Annotated in this window: 17 protein-coding genes; 10 read left to right on the plus strand and 7 right to left on the minus strand. The window is 59.9% G+C overall.

Annotated elements, in window-relative coordinates; translation table 11 throughout:
- Together rutF and rutG are read left to right on the plus strand one after the other, a co-directional pair.
- Window positions 1-495, plus strand: a complete 495-nt coding sequence (gene rutF / locus MMW58_RS18175; protein ID WP_123707388.1) for an NADH-dependent FMN reductase RutF — start codon at window positions 1-3, stop codon at window positions 493-495.
- 21 nt (window positions 496-516) lie between these two features.
- Window positions 517-1,836 (plus strand): pyrimidine utilization transport protein G, encoded by a 1,320-nt coding sequence (gene rutG, locus MMW58_RS18180; RefSeq protein WP_045854790.1) that lies wholly within the window; start codon window positions 517-519, stop codon window positions 1,834-1,836.
- A gap of 35 nt (window positions 1,837-1,871) precedes the next feature.
- Here rutG and MMW58_RS18185 read toward each other — a convergent pair whose 3' ends face one another.
- Both MMW58_RS18185 and MMW58_RS18190 read right to left on the minus strand, forming a co-directional pair.
- Window positions 1,872-2,819: a DMT family transporter gene (locus MMW58_RS18185; RefSeq protein ID WP_241721781.1), complete on the minus strand. Its 948-nt coding sequence runs from the start codon at window positions 2,817-2,819 to the stop codon at window positions 1,872-1,874.
- A gap of 172 nt (window positions 2,820-2,991) precedes the next feature.
- A complete protein-coding gene (locus MMW58_RS18190; RefSeq protein ID WP_041144912.1) occupies window positions 2,992-3,165 on the minus strand; it encodes a con-10 family general stress protein in 174 nt (57 codons plus the stop codon).
- A 382-nt stretch (window positions 3,166-3,547) separates the two neighbouring features.
- Between MMW58_RS18190 and wrbA the strand changes: the two genes are divergently transcribed.
- Both wrbA and MMW58_RS18200 read left to right on the plus strand, forming a co-directional pair.
- Window positions 3,548-4,144: an NAD(P)H:quinone oxidoreductase gene (gene wrbA, locus MMW58_RS18195; protein WP_041144911.1), complete on the plus strand. Its 597-nt coding sequence runs from the start codon at window positions 3,548-3,550 to the stop codon at window positions 4,142-4,144.
- A gap of 20 nt (window positions 4,145-4,164) precedes the next feature.
- Entirely contained in the window at window positions 4,165-4,392 is a 228-nt protein-coding gene (locus MMW58_RS18200) for a YccJ family protein (RefSeq protein ID WP_133597382.1), read from the plus strand.
- A gap of 49 nt (window positions 4,393-4,441) precedes the next feature.
- On the opposite strand, the gene agp is transcribed toward MMW58_RS18200, so the two are convergent.
- Together agp and MMW58_RS18210 are read right to left on the minus strand one after the other, a co-directional pair.
- Window positions 4,442-5,689 carry a bifunctional glucose-1-phosphatase/inositol phosphatase gene (gene agp, locus MMW58_RS18205; protein WP_133597380.1) on the minus strand — a complete coding sequence of 416 codons (1,248 nt, stop codon included), beginning with the start codon at window positions 5,687-5,689 and terminating at the stop codon, window positions 4,442-4,444.
- Between the two features lie 99 nt (window positions 5,690-5,788).
- Window positions 5,789-6,148 carry a winged helix-turn-helix transcriptional regulator gene (locus MMW58_RS18210; RefSeq protein WP_133597378.1) on the minus strand — a complete coding sequence of 120 codons (360 nt, stop codon included), beginning with the start codon at window positions 6,146-6,148 and terminating at the stop codon, window positions 5,789-5,791.
- Between the two features lie 101 nt (window positions 6,149-6,249).
- On the opposite strand from MMW58_RS18210, the gene MMW58_RS18215 reads away from it, so the two are divergent.
- The gene (locus MMW58_RS18215) at window positions 6,250-6,999 is read left to right on the plus strand and encodes an SDR family oxidoreductase (protein ID WP_133597376.1); all 750 of its coding nucleotides are present in this window, start codon (window positions 6,250-6,252) and stop codon (window positions 6,997-6,999) included.
- A gap of 21 nt (window positions 7,000-7,020) precedes the next feature.
- Here MMW58_RS18215 and MMW58_RS18220 read toward each other — a convergent pair whose 3' ends face one another.
- Complete coding sequence (locus tag MMW58_RS18220) at window positions 7,021-7,245, minus strand: hypothetical protein (protein ID WP_045854783.1); 225 nt, start codon at window positions 7,243-7,245, stop codon at window positions 7,021-7,023.
- Window positions 7,246-7,476: 231 nt separating this feature from the next.
- Here MMW58_RS18220 and MMW58_RS18225 point away from each other — a divergent pair, with 231 nt between their 5' ends.
- Window positions 7,477-7,599: a small membrane protein gene (locus tag MMW58_RS18225; RefSeq protein WP_095096195.1), complete on the plus strand. Its 123-nt coding sequence runs from the start codon at window positions 7,477-7,479 to the stop codon at window positions 7,597-7,599.
- Window positions 7,600-7,672: 73 nt separating this feature from the next.
- Here MMW58_RS18225 and MMW58_RS18230 read toward each other — a convergent pair whose 3' ends face one another.
- Complete coding sequence (locus tag MMW58_RS18230) at window positions 7,673-9,064, minus strand: APC family permease (protein WP_159236479.1); 1,392 nt, start codon at window positions 9,062-9,064, stop codon at window positions 7,673-7,675.
- 354 nt (window positions 9,065-9,418) lie between these two features.
- Window positions 9,419-10,840: a glutamine synthetase family protein gene (locus tag MMW58_RS18235; RefSeq protein WP_133598001.1), complete on the minus strand. Its 1,422-nt coding sequence runs from the start codon at window positions 10,838-10,840 to the stop codon at window positions 9,419-9,421.
- A gap of 225 nt (window positions 10,841-11,065) precedes the next feature.
- Here MMW58_RS18235 and puuD point away from each other — a divergent pair, with 225 nt between their 5' ends.
- The 4 genes from puuD (at window position 11,066) to MMW58_RS18255 (ending at window position 15,476) form a co-directional block, all read left to right on the plus strand.
- Window positions 11,066-11,818: a gamma-glutamyl-gamma-aminobutyrate hydrolase gene (gene puuD, locus MMW58_RS18240; protein ID WP_200851418.1), complete on the plus strand. Its 753-nt coding sequence runs from the start codon at window positions 11,066-11,068 to the stop codon at window positions 11,816-11,818.
- 25 nt (window positions 11,819-11,843) lie between these two features.
- Window positions 11,844-12,401 carry an HTH-type transcriptional regulator PuuR gene (gene puuR, locus MMW58_RS18245; RefSeq protein WP_041144904.1) on the plus strand — a complete coding sequence of 186 codons (558 nt, stop codon included), beginning with the start codon at window positions 11,844-11,846 and terminating at the stop codon, window positions 12,399-12,401.
- 304 nt (window positions 12,402-12,705) lie between these two features.
- Window positions 12,706-14,193, plus strand: coding sequence for an aldehyde dehydrogenase PuuC (gene puuC, locus MMW58_RS18250; RefSeq protein ID WP_241721782.1), 1,488 nt, complete (start codon window positions 12,706-12,708; stop codon window positions 14,191-14,193).
- Between the two features lie 2 nt (window positions 14,194-14,195).
- Entirely contained in the window at window positions 14,196-15,476 is a 1,281-nt protein-coding gene (locus MMW58_RS18255; protein ID WP_133597368.1) for an NAD(P)/FAD-dependent oxidoreductase, read from the plus strand.
- Window positions 15,477-15,479 lie beyond the last annotated feature (3 nt).

The raw sequence follows: 15,479 nt of genomic DNA on the forward strand, positions 1-15,479 counted from the left end.
ATGCCTATTGCGGATAAACAAAGCTTTCGCGACGCCATGGCCCAGGTCGGCGCCGCGGTGAACATCATTACCACCGACGGCCCGGCGGGCCGGGCCGGCTTTACCGCCAGCGCGGTGTGCAGCGTGACCGACGAGCCGCCGACGCTGCTGGTCTGCCTGAACCGCTCCGCCTCGGTGTGGCCGACCTTTAGCCAGCATCAGGCGCTGTGCGTCAATACCCTGGCGGCGGGACAGGAGCCGTTATCCAATCTGTTTGGCGGTAAAACGCCGATGGCGGAGCGCTTCGCCGCCGCCGAATGGCAGCCCGGCGTCACCGGCTGCCCGCGCCTGAACGATGCCCTGGCGAGCTTCGACTGCCGCATCAGCCAGGTCGTCAGCGTCGGCAGCCACGACATTCTGTTCTGCGAGGTCGCCGCCATCGTTAAGCATCCACAGCCGCGCGGGCTGATGTGGTTCGACCGCGGCTATCACACGCTTATGCGCCCAGCCTGTTAACCTTGAACCCGGGATATCATCATGGCACTTTTCGATTTTCCTCGCTGGCAGTTGACCTCCCCCTCCGCCGCTTCCGGCGTGGTGGCCCCCGATGAACGTCTTTCCGTCGGGCAAACGGTGGTTATGGGCGTACAGCACGCGGTCGCGATGTTCGGCGCCACCGTGCTGATGCCGATACTGATGGGGCTCGACCCCAACCTGTCGATCCTGATGTCGGGCATTGGCACCCTGCTGTTCTTTCTGGTGACCGGCGGCCGGGTGCCGAGCTATCTGGGCTCCAGCGCGGCCTTTGTTGGCGTGGTCATTGCCGTCACCGGCTTTAACGGCCAGGGGCTGAACCCGCATCTGGACGTCGCCCTCGGCGGGATTATCGTCTGCGGCCTGCTCTATACCCTGATTGGCCTGGTGGTGATGAAAGCCGGCACCCGCTGGATTGAGCGCCTGATGCCGCCGGTGGTCACCGGCGCGGTGGTGATGGCGATTGGCCTGAACCTCGCGCCGATTGCGGTGCGCAGCGTTTCAGCGACGCCGTTTGACGGCTGGATGGCGGTGCTGACCGTGCTGTGCATCGGCCTCGTGGCGGTCTTCACCAGCGGCATGCTGCAGCGGCTGCTGATCCTCGTCGGCCTGATCGCCGCCTGCGTGCTCTACGCGCTGCTGGCAAACGGCCTCGGGCTGGGCAAGCCGCTCGACTTTTCCCTGCTGGAACAGGCCGCGTGGTTTGGTCTTCCCCACTTCACCTCCCCGACCTTTAACGGTCAGGCGATGATGCTGATTGCGCCCGTGGCGGTGATTCTGGTCGCTGAAAACCTCGGCCACCTGAAGGCCGTAGCCGGAATGACCGGGCGCAATATGGACCCCTATATGGGCCGGGCGTTCGTCGGCGACGGGCTGGCGACGATGCTTTCCGGCGCCGTCGGCGGCAGCGGCGTCACCACCTATGCGGAGAATATCGGGGTGATGGCGGTCACCAAAGTCTACTCGACGCTGGTGTTCGTTGCCGCCGCGCTGATTGCCGTCCTGCTCGGGTTTTCGCCCAAGTTTGGCGCGCTGATCCACACCATTCCCGGGCCGGTCATCGGCGGGGCCTCGATTGTGGTATTTGGGCTGATTGCGGTGGCCGGGGCGCGGATCTGGGTGCAGAACCGGGTCGACCTGAGTCAGAACGGTAACCTGATTATGGTGGCGGTAACCCTGGTGCTCGGCGCCGGTGATTTTGCCCTCTCGCTGGGCGGCTTCACCCTCGGCGGGATCGGCACCGCGACCTTTGGCGCCATTCTCCTGCACGCTCTGCTTAGCCGCCGCGCGCGGGTAGCTGAAGCGCCTAACGCCACGGTATAAACGGTGCTTTCCCGGTCGCGCCAGGCCGACCGGGACTAGGGATCCGGGCGCTCCGCAAGCTCGGACAGCGCCCCGGCCTCCGTCGGGGCCTCCTGCGTAACGGAGGCCTTTTTCCGCTTCAGCTTCAGCTCGCTCACCAGAACGCCGGCCAGAATAAAGGCGCAGCCTACCAGCGCCAGCAGCGGTAAGCGCTCGCCGGCAATGCGGCCAAAAATCCCCGCCCACACCGGCTCACCGGTATAAATAAGCGTCGCCCTGGTCGGCGAGACGCTGCGCTGCGCCCAGTTCATGGTGACCTGAATAATGGCGCTGAAAATACCCAGCCCCAGCGCGACGCCCAGCAGCCCCGGCGACATCGCAGGGATCGCTTCCCCCGCCGGCACCATCGCCGCAAACGCCACCAGCGACGCGGTGGCCAGCTGCACCACCGTCACCCGCCGGACGTCCACCTTCCCGGCCCAGGCGCTAATTAAGATAATCTCCGCGGCGATCGCCAGCGCGCTGGCAAGGGTGATCGCTTCGCCGACGCCGAGCGCCAGCAGATTATTTTCCGGCCCGGCCAGCAGGATCAGGCCCGTAAAGGCCAGCACCACGCCCAGGCAGGACATCACTCCCGGCATTTTCCCAAGGCACAGCCACTGCAGCAGCGGCACCAGCGGAACGTACATGGCGGTAATAAAGGCCGACTTGCTGCTGGAGATCGACTGCAGGCCCCAGGTTTGCAGGCTGTACCCTAGCGCTATCGAGACGCCAATCGCCACCCCGGCCTTCAGCTCAAGCCATGTCAGCCCGCGCAGGACGCGCAGCGATAGCAGAGCAACCGCCAGCGCCGCGGTCGCGAAACGCACGCCGACAAAAAAGAACGGCCCGCTGAGCGTCACGGCGTACTGGACGGCAAGGAAGGTACCGCCCCAGAACATGGTGATCACGATGAGGATCGCTTCCTGGGGTTTAATGGAGAATTTGAACGAAGACGAAGACATAGCGCGGCCGGTAGCAAATGATAGCCGGATAGTGTGCAATTAGCCCGCCGGGAGCGCAACCGTTGGCAATAAAAAAACCGCCGGCAGCTGCCGGCGGCGAGAGCGATGCGCAGGGTGCCAGGGAGATTAACCCCGCATCATAAAACGCCCGACCTGCGTCATTGGCGATAAATCAGCTATGACGATTGCCGTGGCTGTTTTTGCCCCCTTTTTTGCCCGCATCCGAGGCGCGCTGGGGATCGTTTTTAAAGTTCCCCCCGCTGTGCTGACCACCTTTACGACCTGCTTCTGATGCTCTTTCACGATCCTCGGCGAAGTTGCCGGAACCGCCACGATGGTTTGCCATCACTGACCTCCACTTGGTTAGACATCATGCTGCATTACGCGCGATACGCAGCCGCAGCGTCTGCGGCCTATGGCATGACCATTAGCGTACCGCGTGCCTTTAAGCGTAGCGAACGAAACTCATTCATCCGGTAAATAGTAACATCCTGCAACAGCTTTCGGCTCTGTCGGGATATTCCCGCACCGGCAGTGCGCTAAGCTGCTCTTATGGCAGACGAAAGCAGCGCAGCGGAAAATGTATCTTTTTGCGACAAAGGCAATCTTTGCAATTTTGTTATAAATCAAATAAATGATTGTTAGATTTGCACTCTCCGCCAGACGCCTTATCTTTAAAGGTAGCCAGTCGTTTGGCTGGCCTATAACGCAACCGAGGAGTGATGCAAATGGCTAAAATTCTGGTGCTTTATTATTCAATGTATGGACACATCGAAACCATGGCTCATGCCGTCGCCGAAGGGGCGAACAGAGTAGACGGCGTGGAAGTGGTGGTGAAGCGCGTGCCGGAAACTATGCATGCTGAGGCATTCGCCAAAGCAGGCGGGAAAACGCAAAATGCGCCCGTCGCCACGCCGCAGGAGCTGGCTGAGTATGACGCCATCATCTTTGGTACCCCAACCCGTTTCGGCAACATGTCCGGACAGATGCGCACCTTCCTCGATCAGACGGGCGGTCTGTGGGCATCCGGCGCGCTGTACGGCAAGCTGGCCAGCGTATTCAGCTCCACCGGCACCGGCGGTGGACAGGAGCAGACCATTACCTCGACCTGGACCACCCTAGCCCATCACGGGATGGTGATTGTGCCGATTGGCTACGGCGCTCAGGAACTGTTTGACGTCTCGGTGGTTCGCGGCGGTACGCCGTACGGCGCCACCACCATCGCCGGCGGCGACGGTTCTCGCCAGCCGAGCGAGGAAGAGCTGGCGATCGCCCGCTACCAGGGCGAACACGTCGCCGGCCTGGCGGTTAAATTACACGGTTAACCCTTAGCAGGAGGATTTGCATGCCAACTCAAGAAGCAAAAGCTCACCGCGTCGGTGAATGGGCAAGTTTACGCAATACCTCGGTGGAGATCGCCGAAGCGATTTTCGAATTAGCTAAATACGATGAAAAGTTAGCGGAAAAAATCTGGGAAGAAGGCAGCGATGAAGTGCTGTCGCTGGCCTTTGCGAAAACCGATCGAGATTCGCTGTTCTGGGGCGAGCAAACCATCGAACGTAAAAACGTATAACCACGACGTAGCAGAATAAAAAAACCCGGAATTTTCCGGGTTTTTTTCTTTATTTTGCGGCCTGGTTCATCACCGTTTTAAAGGTCTCCATCGGGCAGAATCCGTCGGCGTCCACCGGACAGCCGTTCAGCGCCAGGGTCACCCGCTGCGGCGGCGACTGCAGCGTCAGGGCGTCGGCATTGCGCAGCTGCGCGGTACTTTGATAGACGTACTCAATCTTCATCAGCTCGCGGTTGCTGCCGCTGTCGTGCCAGCGCTGGAAGACAATTTTGCCGCCGATCGGCGTGCGCTCGTTCTGATCGTGCAGCTGATAGGGTTTAAAATCCAGCGCCGTCAGCAGCGAGGCGATATTGGAATCATGCCCCACCAGCAGCGTCACCTTCGCCGCCTGCGCCGCGTCGCCCACCAGCGCCTTGTCGATATACTTCACCAGCGGCTTCGCAACGTTACGCGCCACTTCCGTTGAGGTAAACAGGCTATCCTGATAGCCGTTTTTCAGCTTCGACAGCACCTGCCACTGCTTATCGGTTTTGATTTCGCCCCACGCCACCTGGTCCTGCGGGAAGCCTTCGTAATACTGCAGGGTGAACGCGTCCACCAGCGAATTACCGACCTTCAGCGGTCCGGATACGCCCGGCTCCTGCTGATATTTGGCGCTGAAGGCGTCCTTTCCGTCGCTCAGCGAGCACTGCTGCTTCTCTTTGCAGGAGGGCGAATTGCGATAGTCGGTCATCTCTTCGAGCAGCTTATAGCTCTCGGTGAGCTGCATTTTTTGCCGCTCTTTCTCCATGGCCTGCACCGCTTTCTCGCTAAACGCCGCGGAGTCATCGGTGATAACCGGGTTAAAGGTCGGGTCCATGGTGCCCATTTGCGGCTGGTGGTGGACGGTTACGCCGCAGCCGGGAAAGGCGCCGGTGATAAAGAACTGGGCGGTCGCGACGGTGCGCTGCAGGCTATTAGCATAGGCATACACCGCGTTGTCCGGCGGGCACTCGCCGCTGGTCACCAGCTTCTGCTGCGCCAGCCACTCCCGCATATAGTGCCCCATATAGACTTCCAGCACCCCGCCCTTGGTGGTCAGCTGTCCGCCCGGAACGTCCCACTCCGGCCAGGATTTCGGCGTTGACTGCTCCAGCACGCTGCCGTTATTCGCCAGCGGCGCGCGCAGGTTGTGGCGGCTCATGATCAGCACCTGCTGGAGCTGATAGCCCTGCGGGGCCGCCTGCTCCTGCGCCTGGACGCCCGCGGACAGCAAAACGCCAGCGGCAATCGCGCCGGCGAGTAGACTTTTTCTCATCCCTTAACCCTCAGTCAGTGATTAGTATCGTCCTGATTGTGACAAATTTATGACATTTTGCCAGACAACAGCGCGCAAACTGAGGCCGCGGGCATTCTTTTAGCGCTTCAGCCGATGGCCGTTGTGGTTCATCCACTCCGCCAGCGGCTGCAGCGCTTCGCGCATCGACAGCCCGAGCTCGGTTATCTGGTACTCAACCCGCGGCGGGATCTCCGGATAGACGCGGCGCGACACCAGCCCGCGCTGCTCAAACAGCCGCAGCTGGCGGGTCAGCTCTTTTTGCGTAATCGGGGCGATGGCGCGCAGCAGTTCGCCAAAGCGCACCGGAGTATTCAGCACGATCAGCCGATAGAGCACCGGGATCGCCCACTTCCCGGCGATCAGGTTAACGAAGCTGGTCATCGGGCAGACCGGGGGGACAAAATTATTTTCCGCAGCCTGCGCCGCTGTTTTCGCCATAGCACACCTCTTCCCTCTTTAGTACCCAATTGGTACCTGGTACCTTTTGGATACTAATGCTTTTATAGTGGGATTTCCAGTAAGCGAACGGGAGCACCACGATGGGACGTTTAGCAGGAAAATTAGCCTTAATTACCGGAGGAACCAGCGGCATCGGCCTCGCGACGGCGCAGGAGTTTATCGCCGAGGGCGCCCAGGTTGCGGTCACCGGCCGCAGCCCTGAGGCGCTTCAACAGGCGCAGGAACTATTGGGGGATCGAGGATGGGCTATCGCCGCCGATGCGGGCGACGTCGCAGACCAGCGTCGGCTCGCGCAAACTCTTGCCGGCCGCTGGGAGCGCCTCGATGCGGTGTTCATTAACGCCGGCGACGTCAGCCACGCGAATATTGGCGACTGGCGTGAAGAGAGCTGGGATCGGTTGATGAATACCAATCTCAAAGGGCCGTTCTTTCTGCTACAGGCTCTGCTGCCGCTGCTGGCGAACCCGGCGTCGGTGATCCTCTGCGGCTCGGTGAGCGCCCATATCGGCCTGCCGACCAGCAGCGCCTACGCCGCCAGCAAAGCCGGGCTGCTGTCGCTGGCCCGCACCCTGTCGGCGGAGCTGCTGCCGCGCGGCGTTCGCGTTAACGGCCTGAGCCCGGGCCCGGTGCGCACGCCGGCGTTAGATAAGCTCGGCCTCAGCGCGCAGGCGCTGAGCGCCCTGCAGGAGGAGATCAAAAACCTGGTCCCGCTCGGGCGAATGGGCACCCCGCAGGAGCTGGCGAAGGCCGCGCTCTATCTCGCCTCGGACGAGTCCAGCTACGTGGTGGGAACCGAACTGCTGGTGGATGGCGGCACGGGAAATCTCTAATCTGCCCGGCGGCGGTAGAGGCTACTCCGGCAGCGGCACCGCCGCCAGGGTGCAGATAGCCTCATGCTCTCCGCCGCGGCGATCGACCATCACCACTTTGTCTCCGGCCTTCTTGCCTTCGCAGGGCTTGAGCACCTGATCGACGATCCGTTCCCGGGTTTGCTGACGTTCGGTCTCTGCCTGTGAAGCAAACGAGACCAGGATAAGTGCCACCCCTGACAGGCTGACGACATGTTTATTACGCATTCAATATTATTCTCAGACAATTCGTACTCGCGTGCAGAGTAGCAGCCTGAAGGCCGCGCGTCTGTAAAATCGCTTAACGGAGTGTTACCCCGCCCGACAAAACAACAGGTTTACTCTGCGGCAGTTGTTAGGTTTTACCTATGGAAGAGTCATATTTCAGACATATCCCGATGCTATCTTAGCCGCGTATTTATAGAGTGCATCGTTTTCAACCAGGACCCAGGATTGTGTATGTCCGGTATTATTCTCCTTCTCGCCGCGGTCATTTTGCTGGGGGTTGCGCTTTACAGTCTGGTGTCATACGTCAAAGAGCGTCGCGCCAGCCAGCTGCCTTTTCACAAGAAGAAAAAATAACCCCCGTTCCGCGATAGCGACAAAAGAAAAGCAGGCATAGCCTGCTTTTCTTTATTCAGCGTCCACCTTTGCGCTACGACTCCCAGGCCTGCTCCACCTTCGCGCCGTCAAACTGCGGCGGCGGCTTGCGAAAGCGCCGGGTCAGCCAGGTCAGGTACAGCAGACCGACCGCGGCCCACACCAGGCCCAGCGTCAGGGACGTCGCCTCCAGGTTCACCCACAGCACGCCTACCGTCACCGCGCCAATCAGCGGCAGCAGCAGATAGTGGAAGCGGTCCTTCCAGGTTTTGTTATAGCCCTTGCGCCGCCAGAAGTGGTTGAACACCGACAGGTTAACAAAGGTAAAGGCCACCAGCGCGCCGAAGTTGATCAGCGCCGTGGCGGTGACCAGGTCAAAGAACAGCGCCGACAGGGCGACAATGCCGACCATAATCACGTTCAGCGCCGGCGTCCGCCATTTCGGGTGGATATAGCCGAAAACCCGCTCCGGGAAGACGTTGTCGCGCCCCATCACGTACAGCAGACGCGAGACGCTGGCGTGCGAAGCCAGCCCCGACGCCAGGGTATTGACGAAGGTGGTGCAGAGGAAAATTGACTGGAACAGCTTGCCGCCAACGTACAGCGCAATCTCCGGCAGCGCCGCGTCGGGGTCCTTAAAGCGGCTGATATCGGGGAAAAAGAGCTGCATAAAGAACGAGGCGGCGATGAAGATAATGCCGCCGTACATGGCGGTGAGGAAAATGGCCTTCGGGATCACCCGCGCGGCGTCCGGAGTCTCCTCCGACAGCGTGGTCACCGCATCAAAGCCGAGAAACGAGAAGCAGACGATCGTCGCCCCGGTGATGATCGGGATCAGATGCGCGTTCTGGCTGATAAACGGCTGCAGCGACCAGACGGTCCCCACGCCTTCACCTTTATGCAGCCCCTGCACCACCAGCACGATAAAGACCACCATGATCGAAATCTGCACCAGCACAAACAGGGTGTTGAAGTTGGCGACCAGGCTCACGCTCTTCAGGTTCGCGGCGGTGAGGATCGCCACAAACGACACCACCCACACCCACGGCGGAACCTCGGGGAACAGGGCGGAGAGATAGATTTTAGCCAGCAGGACGTTGATCATCGGCAGAAACAGATAGTCCAGCAGCGATGACCAGCCGACCATAAAGCCGACGTGGGGGCTGATTGATTTTTGCGCGTAGGTATACGCCGACCCCGCTTCCGGGAACTGGCGCACCAGCTTGCCGTAGCTGATGGCGGTAAACAGCACCCCCGCCAGCGCCAGCAGGTAGGAGGCGGGGACGTGGCCGTTGCTGATACCGGAGACGATGCCGAAGGTATCGAACACCGTCATCGGCGTCAGGTAGGCGAGGCCCATCATCACCACCTGCCAGAGCTTGAGCGACTTGCGCAGCCGGGGTTTTCCCGCCTCGGATGAGATGTTAAGAGAAGTATTAGCAGCCATGACCGTTTCCCCCCATGCACGCGTAGGTTTGTGGGTACACTGACCGGGTTACAAACCTGCTTAGCAAGGGGGTTAAGCGTAAATAGCTGGGTAAAACGTACCGGCGAACGGCGGCGGGTTCACATTCATAGCGGCCCTCATGGCCCCCTTCTCCCTGCGGATATTTGAACATCTGCATCATCTCCTACCTCGTCACACACTGTGTCGTTAACTGAAGCCCCGCTGTCGCCTGCGCTCCTTAACGCGACATCCGGGAAACGGCTGGATCCCCAGCAAAAATATTCGGCCAGGCTCCGCTCAGGCCGTATGATGCTACCGATAGTTCTCACCCGTTGGCCCCTTGCGGGGCGGCGGTCAGGCGTTTTTCAACATCCACTCAATCTCTGTTTCGGTGATCAGGCGCTCAAACTGCAGCAGCTCATCATGCTTACAGGCATGGTAAACGTGGCAGAAGCGCTCGCCGAGTAGTTCTCTCAGAGAGTCGTTTTGCATAAACTCCCACAGCGCGTCGCTTTGGCGAATCGGGAACGGCAGCCCCTCCTGCTCGAGCCCGTTGCCCTCCACCTCTTCCTGCAGCGGCAGCGTATTGTTGTCCAGTCCGTGTAAAATCCCGGCGAAGATGGCCGCCATCACCAGATACGGGTTGGCATCCGCTCCCGCCACCCGATACTCGACGCGGTGGTTATGGCGATCGCCGCAGGGAATGCGCAGCGCCACGGTGCGGTTGTTGTGCCCCCACGACGCCTGGGTCGGGACGTACATTCCCGGCTGGAAGCGACGGTACGAGTTCACGTTCGGCGCCAGCAGCGCCATCGACGCCGGCATCAGGTCAATCATTCCGGCCAGCGCGCGCTTGAGCAGCGCGGAGTCTTCGCCCTGCGCGTCCGCCAGCACGTTTTCACCCTTATTGTTCTGCATGCTGATATGGATGTGCATCCCGCTACCGGCGTGCTCTTCATAAGGCTTGGCCATAAAAGTGGCGTGCATCTTATGCTTCTCCGCCATTAAACGCACGAGGCGTTTTAACGCCAGCGCATCATCGCAGGCGTCGAGCACGTTATCGGTATGGTAAAGGTTGATTTCGAACTGTCCGGGCGAGGCTTCCGCTACCGCGCCGTCGGCCGGGATCAGCTGCAGCTGGGCCAGCTCGTCGATATCATTCAGCACGTCGGCGAAGTGGTTGAGGTTATCCACGGAGTAAACCTGGCTTTGGGTGTTGCGCACGTCTGTGCCCGGCGCGCAGGGCGGCTGGAGATAGCCTTCGGCATCGCGCTTGCGATCGAGTAAATAGAACTCCAGCTCTACCGCTACCACGGGGAACAGCCCGCGCTGGCGCAGCTGCTGCCAGAGACGGTTAAGTACGTTCCGCGGCTCAACGTCAAAGGGAGCGCCATCTTCATCAATCATGGTCAGCAGCACCTGGCCGACGTACTGCGGATCGGCGGCGGAAGGCGTTAAGGTGCCCGGCACCGGGACGCAGGTGCAGTCCGGCTCGCCCATATCCTGGCCGAGGCCCGCCTCTTCCACCACGTTGCCCAAAATATCCATCGCAAAAACCGACGCCGGGAAGTAGCAGCCCTTCTCCAGCTTGCTGAGGCTGGAGACCGGGATGCGCTTGCCGCGGAAGCAGCCGTTCAGGTCGGTTAACAGCACGTCGACGTACTGGGTATCAGGGTAGCTTTCAAGGTAGCGCTTTACTTCAGCAGTAAATGCGCTGCCCCGTCTCTCTTCTGACTGCTGAACAAAATTCTCAACTTCTACGATATTGGTTTCCATCATTCACCGCCGTTGTGTTGGTTTCGGACTTCGGCCTGCTTGCCGTTAAATATAATGTCCACCCTTCGAATGTGTATGCAAACAAAATGTTTGTCAAATGTTAAATTAAGTTTGCAAACGGCTATTCTCGCTGCTAGATTGAGAAAATATTGAACGATATGGCCTTTTAATACCCTAAATGGTCATAATTTAGTCCACTTTGTGAGGGCGATCATGGAAAATATAATGTACAAGCCAGTTATTGGCGTCGTGATGTGCAGGAACAGGCTTAAGGGTCACCAGACCCAGACCCTGCAGGAGAAGTACCTGAATGCGATTATTAACGCCGGCGGGCTGCCGATTGCCCTGCCGCACGCCCTGGCCGAACCGGAAATGCTTGCCGCGCTGTTACCCAGGCTGGACGGCATCTACCTGCCAGGCAGCCCCAGCAACGTCCAGCCGCACCTTTATGGTGAAAACGGCGATGAGCCTGACGCCGATCCCGGGCGTGATCTTCTGAGCATGGCATTAATTGCCGCCGCACTCGAAAGGCGCATCCCCATTTTCGCCATCTGCCGTGGGTTGCAGGAACTGGTTGTCGCCACCGGCGGGACTCTGTATCGTCGTCTTTTCGAGCAGCCGGAACTGCTTGAACATCGCGAAGACCCCGAGCTTCCGGTAGAGGAGCAGTACGCTCCCTCTCACGAGGTTCAGGTGCAGGAAGGAGGATTACTTTCTCAGTTAATACCGGGCTGCAACACGTTTTGGGTAAACTCGCTACACGGGCAGGGAGCAAAAACATTAGGCCCACGTCTGCGCGTGGAGGCCCGCTCTTCGGACGGGCTGGCGGAAGCGGTCAGCGTTAACGACCACCCCTTCGCGCTGGGCGTACAGTGGCATCCTGAATGGAACAGTAGCGAATACGCCCTGTCGCGTATGTTGTTTGAAGGTTTTATCACCGCCTGTCAGAACCACGTTGCTGAAAAGCAGCGGCTCTGACCACTACAGTTAAGGAAATGCAAATATGAGCGATGACGGACTGGCGCCAGGGAAACGTCTGTCAGCGATCCGGCAACAGCTGGGTCTCTCACAGCGTCGTGCCGCCGAACTGTCTGGGTTAACACATAGTGCCATCAGTACCATAGAGCAGGATAAAGTCAGTCCTGCCATCAGCACGCTGCAAAAGCTGCTGAAAGTCTATGGGCTGTCGCTCTCGGAATTCTTTTCTGAACCAGAAAAACCTGATGAACCGCAGGTGGTTATTAATCAGGATGACCTTATCGAAATGGGCAGTCAGGGCGTTTCGATGAAGCTGGTTCACAACGGAAATCCGAACCGTACGCTGGCGATGATTTTTGAAACTTACCAGCCTGGAACCACCACCGGGGAGAGGATCAAACATCAGGGTGAGGAGATAGGCACCGTACTGGAAGGTGAGGTTGTGCTGATTGTTAACGGTCAGTCGTATCACCTGGTTGCCGGGCAAAGCTATGCCATTAATACCGGCATACCGCACAGCTTCAGCAACACTTCGGCCGGTATTTGCCGAATTATCAGTGCCCATACCCCCACCACGTTTTAATTTTAGCCTGAGCTGGCTTCAGGTTTTCTTCAGGCCCGCACCGGCGGATGAAATATTTCCGCCGGCGCGAAGAGTACGCAAATAATCTATTTGCGCAGCGCGGTAATATCACTCTCCGCCGGCCTCAATAAAATGCGCCAATAAATAGCGCTGAACGGTATCTGACTCCGGGGAGCATCCGTATCCCAACGCATCGGCTTGCGCACCGGCCGAAGCCGCCCCGCGCTGTCTGAAAATACCGAATATTATTATCCGATTACTTTATGAATACTCTTACCCGCTTATATTATGATGGAGTCTATATATGGATTTTCAGCATCTAAACTACTGGCAGGAAAAAGCAAATAGCCTGCAACCGGAAACCCGTTTATTTATTAATGGTGAATATTGCGCCGCCGCCGATAATAGCACCTTTGAAACCATCGACCCCGCCGCTCAGCAAACGCTGGCCCACGTGGCGCGCGGTAAAAAAGCCGACGTCGAGCTTGCCGTTCAGGCCGCGCGCAGCGTCTTCGATCGCGGCGACTGGTCCCAGGCCTCGCCTGCCCGACGTAAAGCGGTGCTGCATAAATTTGCCGACCTGATGGAAGCCCATAGTGAAGAGCTGGCCCTGCTGGAAACCCTCGACACCGGCAAACCGATTCGCCACAGCCTGCGCGACGATATTCCCGGCGCGGCCCGCGCGATCCGCTGGTACGCCGAGGCTATCGATAAAGTCTATGGCGAAGTTGCCCCGACCGGCGTGAACGAGCTGGCGATGATCGTCCGCGAGCCGATTGGCGTCGTCGCCGCGGTGGTGCCGTGGAACTTCCCCCTGCTGCTGGCCTGCTGGAAGCTGGGCCCGGCGCTGGTGGCCGGCAATAGCGTGATCCTTAAGCCGTCAGAAAAATCGCCGCTCAGCGCGCTGCGCCTTGCCGGGCTGGCAAAAGAGGCCGGGCTGCCGGACGGCGTGCTCAACGTCATCAGCGGCTTCGGCCACGAAGCGGGCCAGGCCCTCTCCCTGCACCCGGACGTTGAGGTCATCACCTTTACCGGCTCGACCCGCACCGGCAAGCAGCTGCTAAAAGATGCCGGCGACAGCAATATGAAGCGCGTGTGGCTGGAGGCCGGCGGCAAAAGCGCCAACATCGTCTTCGCCGACTGCCCCGATCTGCAAAAAGCGGTGAACGCCACCGCCGGCGGCATCTTCTACAACCAGGGCCAGGTGTGCATCGCCGGCACCCGCCTGCTGGTGGAAGAGAGCATCGCCGACGAGTTTCTCGCGCGTCTGCAGGAGCAGGCGAGCCTCTGGCAGCCGGGCAACCCGCTCGATCCGAATACCACCATGGGGATGCTTATCGACAACACCCACGCCGATAGCGTTCACAGCTTTATTCGCGCCGGAGAGAGCAAAAGCACCCTGCTGCTCGACGGGCGCAAAAACCCGTGGCCGGCGGCCATTGGGCCAACCATTTTTGTCGACGTCGATCCCGCCTCGACCATCAGCCGGGAAGAGATCTTCGGCCCGGTGCTGGTGGTGACCCGCTTCAAAACGGAAGAAGAAGCGCTGCAGCTGGCCAACGACAGCCGCTACGGCCTCGGCGCCGCGGTGTGGACCCGCGATCTCTCCCGCGCCCACCGCCTGAGCCGCCGCCTGAAGGCCGGCTCGGTCTTCGTCAACAACTATAACGATGGTGATATGACCGTACCTTTCGGCGGCTACAAGCAGAGCGGAAACGGACGTGATAAGTCCCTGCATGCGCTGGAAAAATTCACCGAACTGAAAACCATCTGGATTGCTCTGGAGTCTTAATCATGACCGAACATACCACCAGCTATTACGCCGCCAGCGCCAACGCCTACGAGCCGTTCCCGACGCTGGATGAATCCATCAGCTGCGACGTCTGCGTCGTCGGCGGCGGCTATACCGGCCTCTCCTCGGCCCTGCATCTTGCGGAACTGGGCTATGACGTGGTGCTGCTGGAAGGCGCGCGCATCGGCTTCGGCGCCAGCGGGCGCAACGGCGGCCAGCTGGTTAACTCCTACAGCCGCGATATCGACGTGATTGAACGCACCTACGGTCCGGATGCGGCAAAAATGCTGGGCAGCATGATGTTTGAGGGCGGGGAAATTATCCGCGAGCGCATCAAGCGCTATCAGATTGCCTGCGACTACCGTCCCGGCGGCCTGTTTGTGGCGATGAACCCTAAGCAGATGGAGACGCTGGAGGAGCAAAAAGAGAACTGGGAGCGCTACGGCAATAGCCAGCTGGAGCTGCTGGACGCCAGCGCTATCCGTCGCGAAGTCAACAGCGATCGCTACACCGGCGCGCTGCTCGACCGCAGCGGCGGTCATATTCATCCCCTGAATCTGGCTATCGGCGAAGCGGATGCCATCCGCCTCAACGGCGGCCGGGTGTACGAACAGTCGCCGGTCACGCAGATCCAGCACACCAGCCCGGCGGTGGTCAGCACCGCCCGCGGCCAGGTCACCGCGCGCTACGTTATCGTCGCCGGTAACGCCTATCTCGGCGATAAGCTCGAGCCGGAGCTGGCGAAGCGCAGCATGCCCTGCGGCACCCAGGTGGTCACCACCGAGCCGCTCTCCGAGGAGCTCGCGCGCTCGCTGATCCCGCAGAACTACTGCGTGGAGGACTGCAACTACCTGCTGGATTACTACCGCTTAACCGGCGATAACCGCCTGCTCTACGGCGGCGGCGTGGTCTACGGCGCCCGCGACCCTGACGACGTTGAGCGTCTGATTATGCCCAAGCTGCTGAAAACCTTCCCCCAGCTGAAGGGCGTGAAGATCGACTACCGCTGGACCGGCAACTTCCTGCTGACCCTGTCGCGGATGCCGCAGTTCGGCCGTCTCGATAAGAACATTTACTACATGCAGGGCTACAGCGGCCACGGCGTCACCTGTACGCATCTCGCCGGCAGGCTGATTTCCGAGCTTCTGCGCGGCGACGCCGAGCGCTTCGACGCCTTCGCCAAACTGCCGCACTATCCGTTCCCGGGCGGACGCAGCCTGCGCATTCCGTTTACCGCGATGGGCGCCGCCTACTACAGCCTGCGCGATCGCCTCGGGGTGTAAGCC

It is taken from the genome of Klebsiella sp. HC6, from assembly GCF_022605325.1.
In the GTDB taxonomy this organism is placed as follows: domain Bacteria; phylum Pseudomonadota; class Gammaproteobacteria; order Enterobacterales; family Enterobacteriaceae; genus Klebsiella; species Klebsiella terrigena.